This is a genomic window from Paenibacillus sp. FSL P2-0089 (assembly GCF_038595095.1).
GTDB classification, from domain to species: Bacteria; Bacillota; Bacilli; order Paenibacillales; family Paenibacillaceae; genus Paenibacillus_AQ; species Paenibacillus_AQ silagei.
The window spans coordinates 106,807-131,027 of the sequence record NZ_CP152006.1; the positions used below are offsets into that span (position 1 = coordinate 106,807).

Here is a 24,221-nt window from a genome sequence, read left to right on the forward strand (position 1 = left end):
TAAAATACAAGGCATAGCATGGTAATGACGGCGAACGGAGGCGGGCGATGAACAAGTATCATCAGGTGATCACAGAGCTGGAGCGGCAGATGAAGGAAGGGCAGTACCGCCCCGGGGATAAGCTACCGTCTGTGCGCAGTGCTTCAGAAATCTATGGCTGCAGCGTCAGTACCATTCTGAAGGCTTACGGGGAGCTGGAGCGGACGCATACGATCTACTCTATTCCGCAGAGCGGCTATTACATGGTGGACAAGAGTGACGATTCGGCAGCGGCGGGGGATGAAGGGGCGGTTGATTTTGCTTCGGCTTCGCCGGATCTGAACGTTTTTCCGTACCTGGACTTCCAGCATTGCCTCAATAAGGCGATTGACCAGTACAAATACCATCTGTTCACCTATGGCGATGCCCTGGGGCTGGAGACGCTGCGCCGCACCCTGGTGTCGCATCTGGCGGAGTATCAGGTGTTCACCAAGGCGGAGTCGATCCTGATTACCTCGGGGATTCAGCAGGCGCTGGAGATACTGGCCAGAATGCCTTTTCCCGGCGGCAGGACGGAGATTCTGGTAGAACAGCCGGGATATGATATCTATCTGCGGTATTTGGAGGCTGAGGGGCTGCCGGTGAGCGGAATCGGGCGTTCGGCGGCGGGCATCAACCTGCAGGAGCTGGAGGAGCGGTTCGCCAGCGGGAGATTCAAGTTTTTTTATACGATGCCCAGATATCACAATCCGCTTGGGACAACGTACAGCACAGAGGAACGCAAGGCCATTGCCGGCTTGGCAGCCAAATACGATGTCTACATCGCCGAGGATGATTATATGGCGGATCTGGGGATCGGACGGCGTTATGACCCCATCTATGCGTATGACCAGACTTCCCATGTCATTTATCTCAAAAGCTTCTCCAAAATCATCTTCCCGGGCCTCCGGCTCGGTGCGGTGGTGGTGCCGCAGCCGCTGCTGGAGACCTTCCGCTCCTATAAAGGCTACACCGATACCTCGCTGCTGTCGCAGGCTGCGCTTGAGGTATACATCAAGAACGGGATGTACGGGCATCACAGGCACAAGATCAAAGCCATGTACGCCAAAAAAATCCGCGCGGTATACGAAGCGCTTGGGCGGCATAATACGGACGGCATCATCGAAGCCTCTGCGGACAGCTCCGGCATCTATATCCAGTTCAAGCTGCCGCTCACCGTCAACCTGGAGCGTCTGGTCAAGCGCCTGGCCGGGCGGAAGATCCACGTGGTGCCGGGGAACGGCTTCTATCTGCCGGGTTACCAGACCCGGGACAAATTCCTGCGCATCAGTATTTCCCGGGTGGGGCTTACGCAGATTGATGAGGGAATCCGGGCGATAGTCCAGGAGGTGAAGCGGGGGAGCGGGTGGTAAAGGCCTTAGAGGCGGAAGAGGCTAAAGAGTCGAAAGAGTCGAAAGAGGGAGGAAGAGGCTGGAAGGAAGCCCCACTTGTTGTCTGAGCCACGAAATGGGATCATAATAGGCTTATATAGGAGTGAAGAGAGGCGGGATGATAATGAAACCCACGAATGAAACCCTTGAGCTGTTGAACCGTCATACCTCTGTCCGCCAGTACCAGGACAAGCCGGTCAGTGACGAACTGCTGGCAGCAGTGATTGGAGCGGGGCAGATGGCTTCGACCTCCAGCAATGTCCAGGCGTACACAGTAATTGCTGTAACGGAGCCAGCACTGAAAGGCCAGTTATCTGCCTTATCCGGCAATCAGGCGTACATCGAGCAGTGCCCGGTCTTTCTGGTCTGGTGTGCGGATCTGTACCGGCTGCGGGAAGCGTCTGCTCCGCATTTGGAGGGGAAGCCGTCCTATGAGGACACGGCCGAGAATCTGATTGTAGCGACTGTCGATGTGGCGCTGGCCGCGCAGAATGCTGCCGTTGCGGCAGAATCGCTCGGCCTGGGCATTGTCTACATCGGCGGCATCCGCAATCAGATCGCCGCGGTATCTGAGCTGCTCGGCCTGCCAGAGCTGGTCTATCCGGTCTTCGGCATGTGCCTCGGGTATCCGGCCGCCGTGAACGGCATCCGCCCGCGCCTGCCGCAGGCAGCGGTGCTGCATCATAACGGCTACAATGCCGAAGCCGCAGTGGAACAGGCCCGCGTGTACGACGCCATCTCCAGCGACTATATGCGCGAGCGTACCGGCGGTCAGAGCGCAGCCTCCTGGTCGGAGATGATGGCCGGCCGGCTGGCTCAGCCTGCCCGGCTGCACATGAAGGAATTCCTGCTTAGCAAGGGATTCATGCAGAGGTAGAGATTTGGTGAGCCTTCCCCGTGGTCGCGGGGGAGGCTTTTTTTGGATTGGAGGGGCTCGGGGCGAATGTATGCGAAAAAAACAGGCATGACAAGACAGAGGCCTTGTCACCCCCAGGAATGAAAATAAGTCGGGTGCATCAGTCGCATCCCGACTTTTATTTTCGTATTAACCGAACATAGTGGTCTGGCGCGAAGGTACGCAGGCTCAATACGCCGCAGCCAGTAACAAATATTGAAATTTCCTGCAAGAAATGCAACAATGCTGCCCAATATAAGCGGCCTATGCAGAAATCCTGCGCCAAATGCAACAATGTCAGAGCTAACCTGCTCAAAACACCAAAATTCCTGCAAATGATGCAACATTGCACCGCAGCCAGTAAGATGTCTGGAGAAATCCTGCAAAAACTGCAACAATGTTGCTCCATACAAGCGGTTGGTGAGAGTGAAAACCATCAAAATTGGTCAGAGATAGGCAGAACGTCGCCAAGATGTGCTACTGCGTGTGATCGGGGCGAATATATGTGGAAAACAACATACAATGTGCAACTGCAAGGGTGAGAGGGGTGAATGTATGTGGAAAACAACATATAATGCGCAACTGCAAGGATGACCAGGCGAATGCATGTGGAAAACAACATACAATGTGCAACTGCGGGGGTGAGCGGGGCGAATGTATGTGGAAAACAACATACAATGCGCAACTGCAAGGATGAGCGGGGCGAATGTATGCCGAAAACAACATACAATGTGCAACTGCGGGGGTGAGCGGGGCGAATGTATGCGGAAAACAACATACAATGCGCAACTGCAAGGATGAGCAGGGCGAATGTATGTGGAAAACAACATACAATGTGCAATTGCTAGGTGAACGGGGCGAATGTATGCCGAAAACAACATACAATGTGCAACTGCGGGGGTGAGCGGGGCGAATGTATGCGGAAAACCGAATGCAGTGGGTTCGAGTGAAGGTAAGGGAGCCGAAGCGAGCGGAATACTATCCCCCCATTTGATTATTTTGCACGTATTGCAAAATTGCATTAAAAGAAATATTGCGTGTTGCGCAAAAATATGGAAAGTGCTAAAATCTGGTTAGAGGTTGGATTTCGCTGGACGCCAACACCCGGGCCCGGAATCGCGCCGTAGCCTGATTCCCTCTTCCGCTTCGCGGCTGTGTCTGCTGTGGATGATCTTGAAAGGATAGATTGGAGAAGGAGGAGAATGGTATGGTACAGGTAGATGGGCAAGAGACAAAGGTGGCTGCACGGTTGACGCACAAGGTATTCTTTGATCGGGATGACATTGAATTCACGTTCCAGTGGCTGCTGTCGTTCGTACACTGTGGCGGTGTGGCACAGGGGGAAGTATTCAAGCTTGCAAGGAACATCGATCCCGGCTCTTTGACCAGCTGGAAGAATGAATTCGAGAAGGAAGCCGTTAAAATCGAGGCAACAGCAGAGCGCTGCCTGAAGAAAGGGCATCTGATCAGCGCCGGTGAGGCATTCATTCGTGCCCATTCGTATTACAGGGCAGCCTTCTATGGAGCTTTTCCCGGCGAACCGGATTTCGTTCGGTACCACGGCAAAAGTGTGGAATGCTTCCGTAAGGCGCTTGATGCGAAGTCTGAGCAGATTCCCCATGAGTGGGTCGATGTGGAGTACAAGGGGTATAAGTTCCCGGGCTGCTTCCTGAAGGCGGAGCACGGGAATGCGCCTAAGCCAACGATTATTTTCCATAACGGCGGGGAGACGCACAAGGAAGATACCTATTTTCTCGGAGGGCAAGCGGCTATTGACCGGGGATACAACGCGCTGATCGTAGACCTTCCTTATGATGTATGTGTCAGATTCTATGAGCCTGAGGCGACAGCACGGAACTTCCCGCGCGAGGAGCTGCATAATGTCTACAGAGCCACCACGGATTTCGTCCTGGCCCGTCCGGATGTGGACCCTGAGCGGCTGGTGGTCAGCGGCATGAGCTATGGCGGGGCCAAGACGATGGTGCATGCCAGCTGTGACGACCGCTTCGCTGCGGCAGTGCCGAACTCGCCGGTGTACTCTATGGCGTCCTTCATTGAACGCGGGATGCCTTCATTCCTGCGGGGCACCGCGGAAGAAGCGGCGGAGCAGAGCAAGAAGATGCCCTATACCGGCCAGGTTCTATTCGCCGGATCGGCTTGGTCGCACGGCTTCGACAGTATTGCCGAGTGGTATCCTGTAGCCAGGGAAGCTATCGAAGTGGACCCGAAGGACGTCAAATGTCCCCTGCTCTCCATGTATTCGGAAGCAGAGCATCCTGAGATGCAGCGGCAAGCGATAGACACTTACGAGAAGGCTCCGAATGAGAAGAACGCGATATTCAAGGGGACGGAAGAGGATGGTGCCGACCTGCATTGCCAACTGAACAATCTGCCGCTCAGCTATCAGGTGATGTTTGACTGGCTGGACGAGGTGCTGGATTATAACATTCAGCTTCCAGTGGCGCAGTAGACCATTCCGCAGAATGATAACAGGGTCTGTAGTGCTGAATTTTTCAGCACCGCAGGCCTTTGATTACATATAGAATTGACTATATACAGGAATGGAGACATAGACGGACATGACGACTGAGAAACCGGGCTTGAGAGAACGCAAGAAGGAAGAGACCAGGCGGACGTTAAGTGATGTAGCCTGCAGACTTGCCATGGAGAAAGGGGCCAGTCAGGTTCGGGTGGAGGATATTGCCGCAGCTGCGAATGTCTCCATGCGGACGTTCAATAACTATTTTGCGTCCAAAGAGGCTGCTATTGTCGGCAATGCCTATCAGCGTTCCGAGCGGATAGCGGCTACCCTTGCCAGCCGTCCTTTAGGTGAACCGCTTCAGGACTCCATCCGCGCCGCTGTGCTTGACGGATTCGCTGAGACTACAGACCGGCAGTGGTATGCACGCATCGTCCTCCTCCGCGATGATCCTGCATTGTTCGGCGCGACACGGAAGGTGGAGATCGAGATTGAGCGGGAGCTCGCCAAGGTGATATCGGAGCGTACACACAAGGATGTGAAGCTCGACCTGTACCCGGATTTATTGGCCGCGCTGCTTATGGCAGCGATACGCACAGCGGTTTTCCATTGGGTAAGCGCCCCTCCCGGAGGGGAGACGCTGAACGGCATGCTGGAACAGGCGATTGGGCAATTGAGGTTTGAGTAATATGCACACGGAGGCGCTCCTGCTACGATAACGGAATCGTGGACAGGAGCGCTTTATTTAAATATAAGAATTTATATGTTTCACATGATAAATTATCCTTCTATTTCTCGCTGAAACGGTACCGTCCTTTAAAAGACCGGCAAAGCCGTTTCCACTTGTTGCCCGGGTGACAGTTGTCACTTTGAATCGGTGACAGTCCATACTGATGCTTCTCTCCGGTCTCCGGTACTATAGCAATATAGCCAAGAGGGCAGAAGGACACGGAGGGATACACGATGGAACATGTCATTGAAATGAACAATGTGAGCCGCAGCTTCCAGGAGAAGCAGGCGGTAAAGCAGGTGAGCTTTACGATTAGCCGCGGCTCGATCACAGCGGTGCTTGGCCCTAATGGAGCCGGCAAAACCACCACACTGGCAATGCTTCTGGGCTTGTTTGAGCCCTCGGAGGGCAGCGTGAAGGTGTTCGGTCTTAAGCCGGCAGACGTCAGGGTGAAGCAGCGGACCGGAGCCATGCTCCAGGAGGTCAGTGTCATGGACCGGCTCAAGGTCCGGGAGCTTCTGGCCCTGATCCGCAGCTATTATCCGCAGCCCATGGAGATGGAGGTGCTGCTTCAGGCGACGGGGCTAGGGGAGGCGGATCTGAACCGCTATGCGGAGAAGCTCTCCGGCGGACAAAAGCGCAGTCTCAGCTTCGCGCTGGCGCTGGCGGGCAACCCGGATCTGCTGTTTTTTGACGAGCCGACGGTGGGGTTGGATACGACAGCGCGGCGGCTTTTCTGGGAGAGGGTGCGGGGACTGGCCGATCAGGGCAAGACGATTCTGTTCAGCACCCATTATCTGCAGGAGGCGGAGGATATCGCGGACCGGATTCTGCTGTTCAACCGGGGAGTGCTGGCGGCGGACGGAAGCCCGGACGAGATTAAGGCGAGACTGGTCAAGAAGTCGCTGTCCTTCCTGGCGTCCGGCGACCCGGCGCTGCTGCGCGATCAATTGCTGGAGCTGCCAGCCGTGGAAGGCTGCTACGAGAAGGATGGACGGCTGCATGTGTCGACAGGGAATACGGATGAGGCGCTGCGGGCTATTTTCGTGAACGGGCTGGCCGTGCAGGATGTACGGATCGACCAGGGGAAGCTGGATGAAGCGTTCGAGCAATTGACCCTGAATCAAGAGGAGGCGGCAGTATGATGAAACCTATGATGGCCCAGTGCAAGGCAGAGTTGCAGCGGATTATCCGCAATCCCTATTATGTATTCTGGTCGCTGCTCATGCCGATTATGTTCTACTTCATCTTCACCCGGGTGGTGAATACGGGGACGGACGATACGAAGCAGTGGCAGGCGCATTATCTGATGTCGATGGCGGCCTTCAGCGTGATGGGCTCGGCGATTATGACCCTCGGCGTCCGGCTGGTGCAGGAGCAGACGCAGGGCTGGAATACGTTTATCCGCATTACTCCGCTGCCGTCTTCGGTATATTTTTTCGGCAAAATGTTCGGTCAGAGCATCATGCATCTGTTCTCGGTTCTGTGCATTTTCGCAGCCGGGTACCTGATTAACGGGGTATCGCTGACAGCAGCGCAGTGGCTGCTTAGCGGACTGTGGCTGCTTGCGGGCTCTCTGCCTTTTCTGGCGCTGGGTACGATTATCGGGTCCATGAAGCGGGTGGATACGGCCAGCGGGGTGAGCAATGTGCTCTATATGGGGCTGGCGGTGGCCGGGGGCATGTGGATGCCTCTGGAGATTATGCCTAAGCTGATGCAGAAGATCGGACACTGGCTGCCGTCCTACAATTATGGAGATGGAGCCTGGGCGATTGTAGCGGGAGATTCCCCGTCGTGGAAGGCCGTACTGCTGCTGCTCGGTTACCTGGCTGTATTTATGTTATTATCGGTCTATATAAGGCGAAAACAGGAAGCGGTGTAATCCATGGTGGCACGTAAGCAGTTCCGGATATTTCCGAAAAGATTCGGCTTCTTCCCCTATATCTGGCTGTTCTATCTGGTGTTCCCGGTGCTGAATCTCGATGGCTACAGCGGCTATAAGCTGATGTGGGGAGTGGCGCTGCTCCTGCTGTTCCTGGTGATTTACCGCCAGCTCTACTGGGCGGAAGAGAGAACGTATACGGCCTGGCTGGGGCTGCAGATGCTGATTATTGTCGTGCTAACCGTAGTCTATAGCCCCTACAACATGTATATGGGCTTCTTCACCAGCAACTTTATCGGCTGGTATACCGACTTGCGCCGGTTCAGACGGGCCTTGGCCATATTCACAGCTATGCTGATCGCGTTGGCTCTGCTGTCCCTGGATCAAATGTACAGCACGGGGGGATTGCTGTTCATGGTGCCCTTTGCGCTGATGATGCTGATTACTCCCTTCGGTATCCGCTCCATGAACCGGCGGAGGATGCTGGAGAAGGAGCTGGATCAGGCCAATGAGGTGATTAGAGAGATGATCAAGCGCGAGGAACGGATGCGCATCGCCCGCGATCTGCATGACACGATGGGACACACGCTGTCACTGATTACCTTGAAGAGCCAGCTTATTGAGAAAATGGTGGTGAAGAACCCCGAGCGGGCGCAGGCGGAAGCCCGTGAGATCCAGCGGACCTCGCGGGCCGCGTTGCGCCAGGTGCGGGAGCTGGTCTCAGAGATGCGTGCAGTCTCAGTTGCCGAAGAGCTGGTTGAGGCAGCGGAGATGCTGCGCAGCGCCGAGATTGCGCTTGAGGTAGAAGGGGATGCAGCGTTGCCGGGCGTATCCGATCTGACGCAGAGTATTCTCAGCCTCTGCATCAAGGAGGGCGTGACCAATATCGTCAAGCACAGCCGTGCGGACCAGTGCCGGATCAGCATCGTAATGACACCCGGCGAGGTACAGATTACGCTGGAGGATAACGGCATAGGGGTAGAGGCCTGCGGCTCGGAGAGCACGGATCGCCGGGACGGCAATGGCATGAAGGGAATGGGCGAGCGGCTGGCCCTGATTGACGGTTCACTGACGCTTGCCCAGAGACCCGGAGGGGGAACCCGGCTGACGGTGGTCACACCAAGAGTAGTTAAGGATGGAAAGGATGGGGAAACGGCATGATCAGCATCATAATTGCCGAAGATCAGCGGCTGCTGCGCGGCGCGATGGCATCGCTGCTCGATCTGGAGGATGATATTGAGGTAGCGGGCGAAGCGGGAGACGGGGCGGAGGCGCTGGCTCTGATCGAGCGTGTCCAGCCGGATGTGTGTCTGATGGATATTGAGATGCCGCTGATGAGCGGTCTGGAGGTGGCCGAGCTGCTGAAGTCGCGGGGCTGCCGCACCAAAATCATTATCCTGACCACCTTCGCCCGTCCCGGTTATTTCGAGCGCGGGGTGAAGGCCGGAATTCAGGGCTATCTGCTGAAGGATGAGCCGGTGGATAAGCTGGCGGATGCCATCCGCCGCGTGATGGGCGGGGGCCGCGAGGTCTCGCCCGAGCTGGTCTTCGGCAGCCTGCGTGAAGAGAACCCGCTCTCGGACCGGGAGCGGGAGATTCTGAAGCTGGCTGCCGCAGGCCGCAGCGCCGGAGAGATCGCCGCGGCGCTCCACCTCTCCTATGGCACGGTCCGCAACTACATCTCGGAGATCCTCAGCAAGCTTGCGGTCAAGACCCGGATCGAAGCCGTGCGGCTGGCGGAGGACAAGGGCTGGATGTAGGGGGAGGGCGTGTGCGGAATGTAAGCGAAAAACCGAACACATCAGGCTGGCGCGGGGTGCGTGTGCGGAATGTAATCGAAAAACCGACCACAATGGGACCGTGGGTAGCGCGTAGGCCAAATGTAAGCGAAAAACTGATCACAATGGGACCGTGGGTAGCGCGTAGGCCAAATGTAATCGAAAAACCGACCATAATGGGACTGGGTGCAGCTCGTGGTCCGAATATAATCGAAAAAACGATCACATTAGGCTGGCGGGCACATAGCAAATAACCTCCCTACACGGGGAGGTTATACCGCCGGAGTGGTTACTTAGCTCTGGCTCTTCGCCTGCTCCTCGCGCATCCACTCTGAGAGCTGGCGCCGCATCCGGAGGAACTCCGGCGAATCGGCGATCTCTTCGCGGCGCGGACGCGGGAACGGGACCTCCACGGTGTGGAGGACGGAGCCGGGACGCCCCGAGAAAACATAGATGCGGGTGGAGAGCAGCAGCGCTTCTTCAATGTTATGGGTGATGAACAGCACGGAGCGGCGGTTCTCCTCCCACAGCTCCAGCAGCCAGCGCTGCATCTGCTCGCGGGTCAGCGCATCGAGCGCGCTGAACGGCTCGTCGAGCAGCATCAGCTCCTGCGGCGCGAGCATGGCCCGCAGGAAGGCGGCTCGCTGCTGCATGCCGCCGGACAGCATGTGCGGGTAGGCCCGCTCGAAGCCGCCTAGGCCGATCTTCGCCAGCCAGTGGCGCGCAGCCTCGCGCGCCTCCCGCTGCGGGGCGCCTTGCAGCTCGCCGCCAAGCAGGACGTTATCCAGTGTGCTGCGCCACGGGAACAGCGCGGGCTGCTGCGGCATATAGCTGATCTTGCCGCGCTGCCCGGTCACCGGGATGCCGTTCATGCGGACGGTTCCGGTATCCGGCAGCGTAAGGCCGCCGATGATATGGAACAGTGTGCTTTTGCCGCAGCCGGACGGGCCGACAATGGAGACGAATTCCTGCGGCTCCACGGTCAGGGACACCTGATTCAGCACCTGTGTCTCCCGGCGGCGGTGCTTGAACGACTTGCTGATGCCGCTGACTTCGAGCGCAGGCGGAACACTCCGTGTACCCAGGCGTCCGTCTCCGTCCGCCTTCTCCAGTTCAATCCTCGTAAGCTCAGACACTTCGCGTAACCTCCTTCAGTTGATTATAAGTACTTCCGTGTTGGGATATCCTCCCGTGGCATTAAGCTTCCTTGCGCGGCTTCCAGCGCACCAGCCATCTCTCCAGGAGGGCAATGAGCGCGAATAATACGAGACTCAGCAGCACGATAATAGCGATGGCCACGAACATCCGGTCCGCACGGTAAGAGGACTTCTGCAGCAGCATATAGTAGCCGATCCCTTTGTCGGCGCCGATCCACTCGGCCACCACTGCGCCCATCACCGCATAAGTGGCGGAGATTTTGAGCCCGGAGAACAGGGAGGGCAGCGAGCCGGGAAGCTCCAGCTTGGTGAAGATCTGCCACTTGCCTGCACCTGCCATCTTCATATAATTCAGCATTACCCGGTCGCTTTGCGTCAGCCCGCCCATGGTCGCAACAGCCACAGGGAAGAAGCAGACGAGGGTGATCAGGATGATTTTGGGCAGCAGGCCGAAGCCGAACCAGATAATCAGCAGCGGGGCAAGCGCAATGGAGGGCACATTCTGGCTGAGAATCAGCAGCGGATAGAGCGCTCGCTTGACCCAGGGCAGCAGATGCAGCAGCAAGGCGGTGAGCAGGCCGATGCCTGTGCCGACCGGGAAGCCGATCAGGGTCAGCCGCAGCGTGGCGGCGGTGTGCTCCCAGATCCCGGAGGCGTTGTTCTTCGTCTCACGCGCAATATCCGCGGGGCTGGGCAGCTGGTAAGCCGGGATGTCGAACAGCATGACCGATAGCTGCCATATCCCGACAAAAAAGAGGACCGCCACAAAGGGCGGCCACACTAGCTTCCAGGTGCTTCTCACGGCCGGTATTTCTCCGTCAGCTTCTCCATGCTGATGCCGCCCGGATTATGGGCGATCTTGATCTGTGAGATGACACTAGGACTGCCGGAAGCGATCAGCGCCTCGTGCATATCACGCACAATATCCAGCAGTTCGGACAGCTCGCCTTCCATCGTGGTCTCCAGCGGATTCACCTGATGCTTCACGCCTGACTTTTGAATCACCTCTATAGCCTTGTCCACGTAAGGGATGGAATCCTCGTTGTTCGGTGTCTTGGGAATTACCTGAATGCTAAGCAGTGTGTTAGCCATGATCAATCATTCCTTTCAAGTTAAGTATAAGATTCCCGTCATGCGGGTTCATTATGATTCCGGCAAAAATTCATTCGTAAACGTACTCTCCGCATCCAGCGGCTTATCCAGCAGCTTCAGGCCGTACATCCAGTCGGCGTAATTCTTCCAGATCTCAAGCTTCTGCTCACCCCAGCGCGGGGCGTCGTCCTTGTATTTCGGGCTAAGCCATTTCTGGCTGGCCAGCACCAGCTTGGGGTCCAGATCAGGTACAGCATCCGACAGTACCGTCGCGGCTTCTTCCGGGTTATCGATAGCGTACTGATACCCCTTGGACGTAGCCTTAAGGAAGGCCTTCACCACTTCAGGATGCTCGGCGATCTCCTTCTCGCTGGTGGTCAGCACCGGTGTGTAGTAATCCAGCTGCGGAGCGTAATCCTTCAGATACAGCATATCCAGCGGCTCCCCGCGCAGTTCGGCTTCCACCCCGGTCCAGGCATAGAAGATCCAGGCGAAGTCAATATCCCGCTTCACGGCTGTGAAAAAGTCCGCTTCGCCGATATTCACCAGCTTCACCTTGGAGACATCCCCGCCTTCGGGGTCCATAATGGCTTTCATGGCAGCCTGCTCCGCAGGGGAGCCCCAGCCTCCGTACGTTTTGCCTTCAAAATCCTTCGGCGTCTTAATATTGCGGTCCTTCGGAGCCGCAAAGCCCGAGGTATTATGCTGAATGATTGCAGCAATCGACACCAGCGGCACATCCTGCAGGCGGGCCAGGGTCAGCGCCTCCTGGGCGCTGATGCCGAACTGGGCTTCGCCGGAAGTGACCATTGTATCAGACCCGGCAGCGCCTGGCTGTACAATCTGTACGTCAAGACCTTCCTCCGCGTAATAGCCCAGCTCCTTGGCTGCATACAGGCCGGTATGATTCGTGTTCGGCGTCCAGTCCAGGGCAATCTTGACCGGGGTCAGCGCCTTAGGTGCATCCGTGGGTGCAGCTGCGGTTGCATCAGGTGCAGCCGTACTGTTCCCGGCAGCAGGTGCACTGGCCCCCGCATTGCCGCTGTTGTTCCCGCCGCCACATCCCGCGACCGTGAGAACCAGCATGGAACTGAGCAGCAGCATTACTGTTTTTTTGACTCCCATTTCTCTTTTTCTCTCCTTCCAGCAACCCCTGGTCTTCAGAGCTTACAGAAACCCTATTCCTGTACATCCATATAATCAAAAAAGCGTCCCGAAGATCGGGACGCCAGTTACTTGCGTGAGGGGAATTCAGCTTCAGTACCGCTTAAGGCACTGTGCCGAATGAAGATTCCTACGCTGGCATTATCCAGATCAGGTATAAGGGTCAGTATCTTGTGGGATACAATCTCAGCCGGCCAATTCCAGCACCCCTGGTTCTATAAAGTTCACGGGTATTGCTATGTTCTTACGGTGTATTATAGACGGCAGCTTCGACATTGTCCACCCTCTGTGTCTTAATCCCTCGTATAATGCCGCTTCTTGCGGCGGCTGCGGATGCCGTTCCAGATCTCTCTCAGCGTTAAGCCGACACTGACGGTGATCCCCGAGAAGGTCAGGAACAGAGCCAGATACTCGAACGCGGAGTACTCCAGCATTTTGCTCCAGTCAATCTGGCCCTTCAGATCCTCGATGACCTGATTCATCCCGTATATTCCGCTGATGACAGTAAACACGGTGAGCACCATCAGGAGCGTATCCCGCCGCTTGGCCTGGAATTTGTCCTGGTACTGGAACAGGTCATTCAGGGTCATTTTCACCTCATCGAACAGGGCATCATTGCCATACACCTTACGCAGCTGAAAAAAAATCTCCCGCCCCTGCGACTGTGAAATCAGCTCCAGGAAGTAGAATTTGGCCGAGAATTTGTTGATCAGGAAGATCAGATTCTCGATCTCGTCGTTATCGTGGTTGATGCGCAGCCGGGAGTGAAGGTTGGCGAGCTTCAGCAGCACGATTTTATGAAAAATACTCAGCAGCATTCCGTAATAATATTCGCCGTACATCTGGCTGATCAGGCCTGCGGCAATCTCCGGCTTCGCCCGGCTCACGCAGCAGAAGGTCTGCTCATTGGTCATATAGTAGGTGTCCGGCCCCCAGCGGCTATAGCAATGCTCCCGGGTGTACTGCTTGATATAATCCGGATCACTTGCACTCATGTAGGGGCTGCCGTCGATGGTCAGACCATCCACCTGAGAGGCACGGTAGAGCATTTCGACACTGATCTCTTCCTCGTCCTCAGGGAGATTAACGCCGTAGAAGGCCTGCACCAGCATCCGTTCATCGACGAAGAAGGGCAGGGTCTCGAAATAATTGCCATTGGTCTCCGCAGGATCAAGATACGGCTCCAGCCCGGCTGCCAGATGCCTGAACACGAAGTCCTCCACCCGGGCAAAAGACTTCTTATGACAATGGATGAAGGTATGCTCATCCTGAACGCTTACATCCTCCAGGTTGCGGAACCGGTCGGCGAATTCGAGCACCATGCTGAAGGGGAGATTCTCTTCCTCAATAGCCACTCTTACCGTCAGGAAGCCCAGCTCGAACGGGCAGAGGAACACATCTGTCGACAGCACGCGGAAGGGAACCGTCTGAAAGGGCATTTGCAGCCCGCACAGCAGATCACTCACCCGGGAAAAGCGGCGGAAGGAATCCCTGTCCTTCTCATGCGGAAACAAGACATGGGCGGCAAACGGAAGATAGCTGCGCTCCATTTTCTCATGGGATACACAGTGGTTCTCTCCGTAATAGGCATGCTCCAGTTCCTTGTTCTCAAGAAAAAAACGCGTAAATCCATCCTTCTGTAAACTCTCAATCAGCTCTTCATCGACCTCGGCCTTGATGGAGAAGGGGAAAATGAATTGCAGCAAGGCGGTATGCAGAGTGGGCTCGGAATGCAGTTCAGCCATGTGTGGGTTCCATCCTTATTCACAGAATATGGACCTTGTTGTATACAATTACCCGATTCTCCAGGCGGTTACGCTCAGCACGAATAACAGCGCGGCAAAAGCGGCCAAAAGTCCCGAGGTCTGGGCGATCTGCAGATGATCCATGGACCAGCCCGTCAGCAGCGGCAGCACCGCGCCGCCGATTCCGCCGGAGGCGATCATAATGCTGGGCGTGGATTCTTCCGCGCCGGGCAGCAGCTTGCTGGAGAAGACCAGCGCGATGGAGAAGATGCCGGACATGAACAGGCCAAGCAGCAGGATGATGGCAAAGGCGGCAAGCCGGTGACCGGCGAACGGGAAAATAATAAGCAGCAGCAAAGCGGCAAAGCAGCTGACGAGCACATAGATGCGGTAGGAGATCTTCTCGGCGATGACACCGGCGAACAGTCTGCCTGCCGACATGGCAAGCCAGAAGAAGGTCACCGTGAGCGCAGCCGCGGCCTCGCTCATGCCCAGCTTCGCGATGAAGATCGCCGGCATGAAATTCACCAGGCTCATCTCAGTGCCTACATAGAGAAAGAAGAACAGAATGAACAAGCCAAGCACCACCCATTGCTTGCCCTTGTAGGGCAAGGACAACCGTCTGGTGGTTCCCGCTGCCGCAGCGCGGTCAGGGCGGGCAGGCCGCTCATTCAGCGCGCTGTCCAGCGGGCCGAATCTGCTCTTCGCCCAGAAGAGCAGCGAGAGGAGGGAGAAGGCGGCAACGATCAGGAAGGCCAGCCTCCACTGCCCGGCGGCAATCAGCGGACTGGCCGCCAGCGGCATGAGCAGCGCCCCGACACCGAACAGCACCTCCAGCCGGCTCATGGCAACCGCCGTTCCTTCGGTGACTGCGGCAATAATAATCGTGCCGATGACGGCTTCGATCATCCCGAAGCCGAACCCTGCGGCTACGGCAATTACGTACATCCAGCCCCAGGGCGGGAGGAAGGCGTAGGCAATCTCGGCACAGAGCAGCAGGCCGGTGGCAATCAGAATGCCGCCGCGCTTGCCGAACCGCCGGTTCAGCAGCGGCGAGACCAGTACGCCGGCCAGGAAGCCCGCGAACTGGCTGAAGATCAGCTCGCCCCCTGCACTGTAGCTGCGGTCATAATGCTGGAGCAGCACCGGAAGAATGGAGCCCAGGACGACATGGGCGAGGCCGATTACGAAATAGGAGAGACAGCCGATCCAGATTAGTTTTTTCAAGAATAAGACTCCTTATGAATCAATTTATGAACAGATGGCGGGATTCAGAATGAACGGGAAGGGTACACTATATTAGGCACAGGTTAATCATAAATCCAAACCGTGGACGTGAATATATAAACTTATATTCACATGAATTTGAAGGGAGCTGTGACGTCAATGGATAACAAAGAGCTGGAGAAAACAATCATACAGGTGCTGGACGACAACAGGTTCGGTTCCTTCGGCACGATTGAGGCCGGTAACAAACCTAAGGTTCGTTACATGGCGATATTTCATGACGGACTGTCCATCTATCTGGCAACTAACCGCAAGACTCATAAGGTAGAAGAGCTTCAGGATAATCCAAATGCTAGTCTCTTGCTTGGCTATGAACAGGGCGGCGGCAAGGATGTACTGGAGATTGAAGCTACAGTTGCTGTGACGAAGGATGATAGCTTGCGCTCTAAGGTATGGAATGAGTCCCTGGAGAAATGGTTCAAGGGACCGGATGATCCCGATTATGTCATTCTTGAGCTGTCCCCTTCGCGGATTGAATATATGGGCAAGAACGGTGAGCACGGGGTATGGCAGTCTTAAGCGGTTGTCTCCGGTAAAAGGATGGCAGTGGCCGGTAACGGATAAGTTCCGCCTAAGCCTAAGTACTATATAGTCCGGCAATCCGGGCCTCTTAGGAACCTTCATGGTTCATAGGGGGCCCTTTCTGCTGCTGCTTTTCGGATTGTGCCGGAGGAATCATGCTATAATGACCTCAGGTTATCGACATCATGAGGCGGAGGGGATTGCCATGAACTGTGTTGATTGTGCTGACATCGACCCGATAGAGGATCAAGGGGAGCTGAAGCTCCGCCCCTGCTCTGATCCGCTGGCTTCTGCCATCCGGAATGCCGGTTATGAAGTATTTGAGACAAGCAAGACCTGTATCATTCCATATCATCGTAAGGAAGAGCTGTTGAAGCTTATAGAAATGCTGGTGGCGGCTAAGGACATAGCGGACTCCTTATCCGTGTGCGTTAAGAGCAAAGGTGCCCCTGCGGCTCCGGAACGGTGGCTGACCTTCGATCAGCTGAAGGTCCGCTTCGCTAACGAGAATCTGGTGTCCATCATTATGAGCCATGATTTCTGCAGCCACATGCAGCCGATTGTGAATTTCAGCGAGGAGATTGTCGGCTTTGAATTTCTGCTGCGCCCGCTGCCCCAGGGCAGTTATTTTCAGCCCTATGAGCTGTTTGAGATTGCCCGGCGGACAGGATTTCATTCCTTCCTTGACCGGGCCGCCCGGATCTCGGCGATCGAGACCGGCAGTAAGCTGCTGCCTAAGGGCATCAAGCGGTTCATTAACTTCCTGCCCTCTTCTATTTATAATCCCAAGTATTGTCTTACGCATACCTTCGAGGCGATCCGGAGGCTGGACCAGAACCCGGAGGACTATGTATTTGAAGTAGTGGAGACGGAGCAGATCAGCGATATTGCCCATCTGCGCGCCATCTTCGCCGAATACCGCCAGCAGGGGATGCGGGTTGCGCTGGATGATGTCGGCGCCGGCTACTCCACGCTAGAGCTGATGTCCCTCCTCCAGCCGGATTATGTCAAGGTTGACCGCAGTCTGATCAGCTTCTGTGACCGGGATGAGGGGAAGCAACGGATGCTTAGGGAGATAATCTCCAGGGCCGGAGAATTCGGTGCAAGCCTGCTGGCTGAAGGCATTGAACGCCGTGAGGAATTCCTGGTCTGCCGTGATCTCGGTATGGATTTGGGACAAGGCTATCTGTTCGGGCTGCCGGAGGAGAAGCCTCCGGGAAGGTTCGGAATTACGGCCTGAACAGCAAGGATCATTCTCCCCGGATACCGGCAGACCTCAAGACTGCCGGTATCCGGGGATTTGTGATGTCACTTGGAAGGAAGAAAGGACGGTTAACAACGTGAGTGTAACCCTATTGTACGTAGAAGACGACCGGGAGATCGGCAGTGTCGTAGCTGCAGATCTGCGGGAACGGGAATATGCTGTGCGCTGGCTGGAGAGCGGAGACGGGGCGCTTGAAGCTGCAGAGGGCTGCCAGCTTGCGATTCTGGATGTGATGCTGCCGGGGCTGGACGGCTTCACCGTCGGCCAGCGGCTGAAGCGGGCTTATCCGGAGCTGCCGGTTCTGATGCTCTCGGCGCGCACCTCCATTGACGATAAGCTTCAGGGGCTGGACTTCGCGGATGATTATCTGACCAAACCGTTTCATCCCGATGAGCTGGCGGCGAGAATCGAGGTTCTGCTGAGAAGAAGCGGCGCTGCCGCGCCCGCTCAGTTGACCCTTAAGCATCTGGTTGTCATACCGGGGAGCAGTGTGGTCACGGAAGCTGCGACCGGACGGGAGATTATGCTTACCGGTAAGCAGTTTCAGATCTTCTCTTATCTGCTGCGGCATCTGGGCCAGATTCTGACCAAGGAGCAGATCTATGAGGCGGTCTGGGGGGAGAGCTATATCGAAGGCGACAAGACGCTGATGGTACATATCCGTTATCTGCGCGAGAAGCTGGAGCTTGATCCGGCCGCGCCGGAGATTATTGAGACGGTCCGGGGGATCGGCTACCGGGTGAGAGGGTGAAGGGGGCAGGGCGTTTCCAGCTGCTGCACCGTTCGCTGCTTTTTCGTTATCTGCTGATTATTGTAGCTGCACTGCTGTTCGTGCCGGTTGTTATTCCGCTGACGATTGCCGTATACAGCATCTTCGCGGGGGCTACTCATACAAGTCCACCCAAGGAGTATGAACAGTATTCCAGTATAGATAAGCTGGAGATTCTGTGGCATGAGGAAGCGCGCAAGCTTCTTGGTGAACCCCCGGCGGATATTACCAAGCGGCTGTCGGCCTTAGGCGAAGCCTATCCGCTGTCGAGAATATTCTGGGTCGATCCTGCGGGCATAACACAGCTGGTGACAGAGCCTTCAGGACCGCCGCTGCTCTTGACGGGAGAGGCTCCGGCTGTTCCCGCCCAGTGGAGCGCCGCTGAAGCGGTATCCTTCATGAAGGACAGTGCGGCGCTGAAGCCGCTGGCGATTGTCGCTTTTATAGGAGACCGGGCAGAGGCCGCAGAGGGCTTCATGGTCATGCAGATTCCTGAGGATATTACGGAGACCAAATACGCGGCAGGACTGGATAAATGGTATACGATTGCCATGCTGGTGTTCTTCCTGCTGTTCATCACCAGCTCCTGGTTCTTCTTCATCATGATCCGCAGAAGACTGCTGCGGCTGCAGACCGCTATGGTGTTCACCGGGCAGGAGGGCTTGCCGCAGATTGTTCCGCCGGGGAAGCCGGATGAGATCGGGCGTCTGGAGGAAGCATTCAATACCATGGTGACGGAGCTTAAGGCAGGCCGTGCCAGAGAGGCGGAAGAAGAGGCGCTGCGCAAGCGGCTGGTGGCCGATCTGTCGCATGATCTGCGGACTCCGCTGACCGTCATTCGCAGCCACCTCCATGTACTGGGCAAGGAGCCGTTGTCACCGCACGGCCAGTCCTCCCTTGAGCTGATGGATCAGCGGATTGAGAGCCTTGGCATCCTAATTGAGAATCTGCTGTCCTACAATCTGCTGAACAGCGGACGCATTGCGCTGCACCCGGAACGCCGGGATGTGCTGAGACTGGTGCGGGAGAGCGCCGCCGCCTGGTATCCGGTGTGGGAGAAGGAGGGGTACCAGATCGAGATTGATCTGGAGGGAGCGCCGCTGTACTGGGAGATCGATGACAGCTGGTTCCGCAGAGTGCTGGATAATCTGTTCCAGAACATTCTGCGTCATGCGCGCAGCGGATTATATGTTGGAATACTTACGGAGATCCGTGAGGGCAACCGGGTGATTATCATCTCCGATCACGGCGGCGGCCTTGCGCAGAGCACGGACTCCGCAGGAGCCGGCCTGGGCCTGTCGATTGTCGATCTGCTGCTGAAACGGATGGACCTGGAATGGAGCATGGAGAGCACGGCGAAGGGGACCGAGGTTGTGATCTGGAAGCGGGATGCCCCGAACAATTTAAACAAAATTTAAACTTGCTGCTTCCGTGCTTTTAACCTTGGGGCGTTATGCTGTTACCGAGGTGAAGAGAATGAAGGATACAGTGATAGAGACAAAAAATCTGCTTAAAGAATACCGCGGCCGTGCGGCTGTGAAGAACCTGAATCTCAATATTACAAAAGGGGAAATCTACGGCTTCCTCGGACCGAACGGTGCCGGCAAAACAACAACCATCCGCATGCTGCTCGGCCTGATCAAGCCGACCTCCGGCAGCATTGAAATCTTCGGCAAGGAGCTGCGTGCGAACCGGATGCAGATTCTGCGCAAGGTAGGCTCGCTGGTGGAATCGCCGTCCTACTACGGGCATCTGAGTGCATGGGACAACCTGGAGGCGATCCGCCGCATTCTGGGTGTGCCCAAGGTGCGTATTGCCGAGGTGCTGGAGATCGTATCGCTTACCGGGGAGGAGACGCGGCCAGTCAAGGGCTTCTCGCTGGGCATGAAGCAGCGGCTGGGGATTGCGGCAGCCCTGCTGGGCAGCCCGGAGCTGCTGATTCTCGATGAGCCGACCAACGGACTGGACCCGTCAGGCATACAGGAGATCCGCTCCCTGATTAAGCGGCTGCCTGGAGAGCAGGGCATTACAGTTCTGGTATCCAGCCATCTGCTGAGCGAGATTGAGCAAATGGCTGGTACAGTCGGCATTATCCGCGAGGGGCAGATGGTCTATCAGGATACCATTGCACATCTCCAGCAGCAGGCGGCCGGCCATCTGCGTCTGGCGTTATCCGAGCCGGAGACTGCGCTGATGACGGCGGTGCGGCGCGGCTGCGGCGGCGAGCTGCAGGAGGGCCGGCTGGTCCTGCCCCGGCTGAGTGATGCGAGAGTATCGCTGCTGGTCAAAGAGCTGGTCGAGGAGGGTCACGCAATCTACAGGGTGGAGGAGCACAGGCAATCTCTGGAGGAATTCTTCCTGCAGGTGGTTGGTGGAGGGGAGCTATGATGTGGCGTGCGCTGTCGGCGGACTGGCTTAAGATCCGCGGCAAAGGCATTTGGTTCCTCGCCTTCCTCGGCCCGCTGGGTCTTATCGCCATGCAGGGGCTGAATTTCGGCCTCCGCTATGACTATCTTCGCGGGCAGTACCGGGAGGACCTGTGGGGTGGCCTGCTCAGTGAGGTCGTACCCTTCGTACCGATTGCCCTGTATCTTGGAGGCACACTGATCTGCTCTCTGATTGCGAATGTCGAGCATCAGACCAGCGCCTGGAAGCAGCTTCTGGCACTGCCTGTCTCCCGTACGGCTGTGTTCATGGCGAAGCTGCTGCTCTGCCTGCTGTTGCTTATCGTGTCCTGCCTGCTGCTGTCGGCAGGAACTGTCGTCCTCGGGCTGCTGCTCGGATTCGGCGCTCAGCCGATACCGCTTGCAGATGTCCTGCGGATAGGCTTCGCCGCTTATGCTGCGGCCATGCCCGTCATTGCACTCCAGCTGTGGCTCTCTCTATCCAGCCGGAACCAGACCCTTCCGGTATCGGTGGGATTGACCTTGTCGCTGGTCAGCCCGTTCGGTGTGTACTTCACGGAATGGTTCCCGCTCTCCTGGCCGGTCTTAGCCTGGAGTGATCCGCGTCCTTGGCTGTTCAGCGGAGCCGGCCTGTTGCTTGGACTCCTGGTAATCCTGCCTGGAGCCATACATTTCGCGCGAAAGGATGTGGACTGAATATGCGGACTTTTCTGCGAATAATGTCTGCGGAGTGTATGAAGATAGCCGGATTCCGCACCTGGTTGTTAATTCTGCTCAGTCCGCTGATCTCCCTGCCGATAGGCGCGCTTTCGGACATGCAAGAGGATAGGGTGATAACCTGGCAGGTTCTGCTGAGCACAATGTCAGCGGTACATGCGCTGCTGTTTCTTCCGGTACTCTCTGGACTCTTCGCCGCTTTAATCTGCCGCAATGAGCATAGTGACGGCGGCTGGAAGCAGCTCCTGGCGCTTCCGGTTACACGAACCTCCGTATATTTTGCCAAATATGCTTTAATTGTAGCGCTGCTGGGTGCGGTTCAGCTGCTGTTTCTTGCAGGGGTTCTGGGAGTGGGGTGGTATCGCGGTGCAGAAGGGGGAGTTCCCTGGGGGCTGATGCTGAGCAGCCTGTTCGGGGGCTGGTTTGCCTGCCTGCCGCTGGCTGCACTGCAACTGGCGATATCTCAAGGCTGGAGCAGCTTCGGCGCCCCGCTTGCGCTGAATGTCTGCTTCACCATTCCCAATATACTGATAGCCAATTCCTCCACCTACGGTCCTTATTATCCATGGGTGCAGCCGGTGCTGGCCATGTCCCCCTTCGGCGAAGAACGGTTCGGCGCCTTCAACCTGCCGCTGGAGAGCCTGATGATTGTCGTGGCGGGGAGCCTGCTTCTGTTCCTGTGTGCTGGCTTGATAGCCTTTTGGCGTAAGGCGGTATAAGGTTAGCAGGTATCGGAATGCGGCTGGCGGGAAATGTTAAAACTAATCACATGTTAGGGTATACGAATTATTTACGTAGGTGATTATGGTATACGTGGTATGCGTAAATGCACTCTGTACAACTAAATCACCTGATATATGGCCTAGGAGTGGTTTAGTTGCACTTCGTACATTTAAAAATCCATCTGTACCGGATTCTCACCCATTCGGGCAGATTTAGTTGTACAGACTACAACTATCACTGAATGTTCGAAGTGAACCCGAACGAAACTGATCATACTAGCTGATCTCGCTGATGGATAGGCTATACATCGCCGCATGTTTAAGTGAATCCCCTCCCGTATTTTCTTCTCAATGGACATTGGACGCCATTTTTTCTATAATTAATCGTAGAAGATACTATTAAGCGCCGGTGACACCGGATGAGCATATGGAGGAGGGCGGGAGCATGGAACCAGCGGCACTTGAAGAATGCGACAACACCTGTAATGGTTCCGAACTGGAACCGGAATCGATGGCCTTGATTCTGCCGGACCGTGAGATCACAGATAAGATGGCAGAAATGTTCAAGGCACTGGGTGATCCGACAAGAGTTCGGCTGATCTACGCATTATCCCAGCAGGAGCTGTGTGTGCATGACTTGTCCTCTATACTGGATATGGGACAATCGGCAGTCTCCCATCAGCTCCGCTATCTGCGCAATCTGCGGATTGTGAAGCGCCGCAAGGAAGGCAAGACCGTATATTATTCGCTGAATGATGCACATGTGGAGCAGATTTTCCTGCAGACCCATGAGCATATCCGGCATGAATAGATTGTCCTGACAGCAAAAGGGCTGTCCCAACGCCAGGTAATGGCTTGGGGCAGCCCTTTTATAAATTATGATGTGTGATAAACCGAATACATGTGCCAGCGCGAGGGTATGTGTGTTCGAAATATATGTGGAAAACAGCATACAATCGGTCGTTGTGAGGGCAAGTGGCCGAATGTCTGTGGAAAACAGCATACATTCGGCAGGCATACAGAATCGTTAGATTTTCCTCGGACTCCCTCATTCTCCCTTACCCGCTTACCACCTCTTCCTCAGACCGGAAGGTGACCGTGCTTCACAGCAGAATTCTCAATTTGCAGTGTGGAGTGCTGGATGCCGAAATTCTCTTCCACTAATTTAAGTGCCTGCTGCAGCACCTGCTCTGTATTCACCCCGTCTTTGATCAGCAGATGACCGCTGAGAGCATCCAGGCCGGAGGTGATGGTCCAGATATGCAGGTCATGCACATCCTGAACCCCTTCAATTTGAAGTAGCGCCTTTTCGACCTCTTCGGCATTCACGCTAAGCGGAGTTCCTTCCATAAGGATATGGAAGGCCTGCTTGATGACACCCCAGGCGCTGCGCAGGATGAGCAGGGCGACCAGCACACTGATGATAGGGTCTGCCACATACCAGGAGAACAGGTTCATAATCAGACCAGCCGCCAGCGCGCCGACGGAGCCGAGAGCATCGCTGATTACATGCAGGTAAGCGCTGCGGATATTGATATTGTCTTTAGCCCCGCTTTTGCGCATCAGTGACCAGGCGCTGACGAGATTGGCCAGCAATCCGACACTGGCAATCAGCATCATCGTTCCGCTGGCTACCACCGGAGGGGAGGAGAAGCGCTGGAAAGCTTCATACATAATGAATCCGGATATTACAAACAGGGTCACCCCGTTGAACAAAGCCGCCATAATCTCAAACCGGTGGAAGCCGTAGGAGTTCTTGGAGGATGCCGGCTTCAACGCGATAATCATGGCCACAAGGCTAAGGGCAAGGGAGGCGGTATCGCTGAGCATATGCCCCGAGTCGGACAAGAGAGCCAGGCTCCCGGTGAACAGGCCGCCGAAGAATTCAAGGAACATAATACCGCCGGTGATAATTAAGGCGATCAGCAGGCCTTTCTTATTATCCGGTGCGTGGGAATGCGCATGTGAATGGGAGTGGGAATGCGAATGCCCGCCAGCGTGCGAATGAGTGTGTGTTCCAGCATGTGAGTGAGCGTGTGAATCGGTTTTGGAATTGTTCATTAGATAGGACCTCTTTTCAGTTAACATATGAATGATTGCTCATATGTTAATATTATGGCCAACTCAGACAAATTACAAGCTTTTTTATATAGATGAAGAATAGTTTGTCCAAAATAACTCCATCGGCAGATTCTTCACAGTAC

23 protein-coding genes and 1 riboswitch are annotated in these 24,221 nt (G+C 55.8%); of the genes, 16 read left to right on the forward strand and 7 right to left on the reverse strand.

Annotation, left to right across the window (positions count from 1 at the left end; translation table 11 throughout):
* Window positions 1-47: 47 nt before the first annotated feature.
* The 8 genes from NST69_RS00445 to NST69_RS00480 all read left to right on the forward strand — a co-directional run bounded on the left by NST69_RS00445 (window position 48) and on the right by NST69_RS00480 (window position 9,155).
* Window positions 48-1,391: a PLP-dependent aminotransferase family protein gene (locus NST69_RS00445; protein ID WP_342548212.1), complete on the forward strand. Its 1,344-nt coding sequence runs from the start codon at window positions 48-50 to the stop codon at window positions 1,389-1,391.
* Window positions 1,392-1,533: 142 nt separating this feature from the next.
* Window positions 1,534-2,286: an oxygen-insensitive NADPH nitroreductase gene (nfsA, locus tag NST69_RS00450; protein WP_342548213.1), complete on the forward strand. Its 753-nt coding sequence runs from the start codon at window positions 1,534-1,536 to the stop codon at window positions 2,284-2,286.
* A gap of 1,225 nt (window positions 2,287-3,511) precedes the next feature.
* A complete protein-coding gene (locus tag NST69_RS00455) occupies window positions 3,512-4,774 on the forward strand; it encodes a prolyl oligopeptidase family serine peptidase (protein ID WP_342548214.1) in 1,263 nt (420 codons plus the stop codon).
* 109 nt (window positions 4,775-4,883) lie between these two features.
* Window positions 4,884-5,471, forward strand: coding sequence for a TetR/AcrR family transcriptional regulator (locus NST69_RS00460; protein WP_342548215.1), 588 nt, complete (start codon window positions 4,884-4,886; stop codon window positions 5,469-5,471).
* 275 nt (window positions 5,472-5,746) lie between these two features.
* Window positions 5,747-6,658 carry an ABC transporter ATP-binding protein gene (locus tag NST69_RS00465; RefSeq protein WP_342548216.1) on the forward strand — a complete coding sequence of 304 codons (912 nt, stop codon included), beginning with the start codon at window positions 5,747-5,749 and terminating at the stop codon, window positions 6,656-6,658.
* Complete coding sequence (locus NST69_RS00470) at window positions 6,658-7,395, forward strand: ABC transporter permease (protein ID WP_342550052.1); 738 nt, start codon at window positions 6,658-6,660, stop codon at window positions 7,393-7,395. The genes NST69_RS00465 and NST69_RS00470 overlap by 1 nt, the downstream gene beginning before the upstream one ends.
* 3 nt (window positions 7,396-7,398) lie before the next feature.
* Window positions 7,399-8,556, forward strand: a complete 1,158-nt coding sequence (locus NST69_RS00475; RefSeq protein WP_342548217.1) for a sensor histidine kinase — start codon at window positions 7,399-7,401, stop codon at window positions 8,554-8,556.
* Complete coding sequence (locus NST69_RS00480; protein ID WP_209877390.1) at window positions 8,553-9,155, forward strand: response regulator transcription factor; 603 nt, start codon at window positions 8,553-8,555, stop codon at window positions 9,153-9,155. The genes NST69_RS00475 and NST69_RS00480 overlap by 4 nt, the downstream gene beginning before the upstream one ends.
* Before the next feature lie 311 nt (window positions 9,156-9,466).
* Here NST69_RS00480 and NST69_RS00485 read toward each other — a convergent pair whose 3' ends face one another.
* The 6 genes from NST69_RS00485 to NST69_RS00510 form a co-directional block, all read right to left on the reverse strand.
* Window positions 9,467-10,291 (reverse strand): ABC transporter ATP-binding protein, encoded by an 825-nt coding sequence (locus NST69_RS00485; RefSeq protein ID WP_235192090.1) that lies wholly within the window; start codon window positions 10,289-10,291, stop codon window positions 9,467-9,469.
* Window positions 10,292-10,370: 79 nt separating this feature from the next.
* Complete coding sequence (locus tag NST69_RS00490) at window positions 10,371-11,132, reverse strand: ABC transporter permease (RefSeq protein WP_209877388.1); 762 nt, start codon at window positions 11,130-11,132, stop codon at window positions 10,371-10,373.
* Window positions 11,129-11,422 carry an MTH1187 family thiamine-binding protein gene (locus NST69_RS00495; RefSeq protein ID WP_036732817.1) on the reverse strand — a complete coding sequence of 98 codons (294 nt, stop codon included), beginning with the start codon at window positions 11,420-11,422 and terminating at the stop codon, window positions 11,129-11,131. Before NST69_RS00495 ends, NST69_RS00490 begins: the two co-directional genes overlap by 4 nt.
* 51 nt (window positions 11,423-11,473) lie before the next feature.
* Window positions 11,474-12,547, reverse strand: coding sequence for an ABC transporter substrate-binding protein (locus NST69_RS00500; RefSeq protein ID WP_036732815.1), 1,074 nt, complete (start codon window positions 12,545-12,547; stop codon window positions 11,474-11,476).
* A gap of 149 nt (window positions 12,548-12,696) precedes the next feature.
* A riboswitch (TPP riboswitch) is annotated at window positions 12,697-12,807 on the reverse strand.
* A gap of 72 nt (window positions 12,808-12,879) precedes the next feature.
* Complete coding sequence (locus tag NST69_RS00505; protein ID WP_340956526.1) at window positions 12,880-14,331, reverse strand: hypothetical protein; 1,452 nt, start codon at window positions 14,329-14,331, stop codon at window positions 12,880-12,882.
* A gap of 48 nt (window positions 14,332-14,379) precedes the next feature.
* On the reverse strand, window positions 14,380-15,558 hold the full coding sequence (locus NST69_RS00510; RefSeq protein ID WP_209877382.1) for an MFS transporter: 1,179 nt from the start codon (window positions 15,556-15,558) through the stop codon (window positions 14,380-14,382).
* A gap of 159 nt (window positions 15,559-15,717) precedes the next feature.
* Here NST69_RS00510 and NST69_RS00515 point away from each other — a divergent pair, with 159 nt between their 5' ends.
* From NST69_RS00515 to NST69_RS00550, 8 genes are all read left to right on the forward strand, one after another.
* Window positions 15,718-16,137 (forward strand): pyridoxamine 5'-phosphate oxidase family protein, encoded by a 420-nt coding sequence (locus NST69_RS00515; protein WP_339221824.1) that lies wholly within the window; start codon window positions 15,718-15,720, stop codon window positions 16,135-16,137.
* A gap of 208 nt (window positions 16,138-16,345) precedes the next feature.
* Entirely contained in the window at window positions 16,346-17,380 is a 1,035-nt protein-coding gene (locus tag NST69_RS00520) for an EAL domain-containing protein (RefSeq protein ID WP_342548218.1), read from the forward strand.
* 100 nt (window positions 17,381-17,480) lie between these two features.
* Window positions 17,481-18,155 carry a response regulator transcription factor gene (locus tag NST69_RS00525; RefSeq protein ID WP_036732799.1) on the forward strand — a complete coding sequence of 225 codons (675 nt, stop codon included), beginning with the start codon at window positions 17,481-17,483 and terminating at the stop codon, window positions 18,153-18,155.
* Window positions 18,152-19,591, forward strand: coding sequence for a sensor histidine kinase (locus NST69_RS00530; RefSeq protein WP_209877379.1), 1,440 nt, complete (start codon window positions 18,152-18,154; stop codon window positions 19,589-19,591). Before NST69_RS00525 ends, NST69_RS00530 begins: the two co-directional genes overlap by 4 nt.
* 58 nt (window positions 19,592-19,649) lie before the next feature.
* Window positions 19,650-20,561 (forward strand): ABC transporter ATP-binding protein, encoded by a 912-nt coding sequence (locus NST69_RS00535; protein WP_342548219.1) that lies wholly within the window; start codon window positions 19,650-19,652, stop codon window positions 20,559-20,561.
* Window positions 20,558-21,274 carry an ABC transporter permease gene (locus NST69_RS00540; protein WP_076083440.1) on the forward strand — a complete coding sequence of 239 codons (717 nt, stop codon included), beginning with the start codon at window positions 20,558-20,560 and terminating at the stop codon, window positions 21,272-21,274. The genes NST69_RS00535 and NST69_RS00540 overlap by 4 nt, the downstream gene beginning before the upstream one ends.
* Window positions 21,275-21,276: 2 nt before the next feature.
* On the forward strand, window positions 21,277-22,014 hold the full coding sequence (locus NST69_RS00545; protein ID WP_342548220.1) for an ABC transporter permease: 738 nt from the start codon (window positions 21,277-21,279) through the stop codon (window positions 22,012-22,014).
* Between the two features lie 448 nt (window positions 22,015-22,462).
* On the forward strand, window positions 22,463-22,828 hold the full coding sequence (locus NST69_RS00550) for a metalloregulator ArsR/SmtB family transcription factor (protein ID WP_036732785.1): 366 nt from the start codon (window positions 22,463-22,465) through the stop codon (window positions 22,826-22,828).
* 269 nt (window positions 22,829-23,097) lie between these two features.
* Here NST69_RS00550 and NST69_RS00555 read toward each other — a convergent pair whose 3' ends face one another.
* Window positions 23,098-24,078, reverse strand: a complete 981-nt coding sequence (locus NST69_RS00555) for a cation diffusion facilitator family transporter (RefSeq protein ID WP_342548221.1) — start codon at window positions 24,076-24,078, stop codon at window positions 23,098-23,100.
* Between the last annotated feature and the right edge of the window lie 143 nt (window positions 24,079-24,221).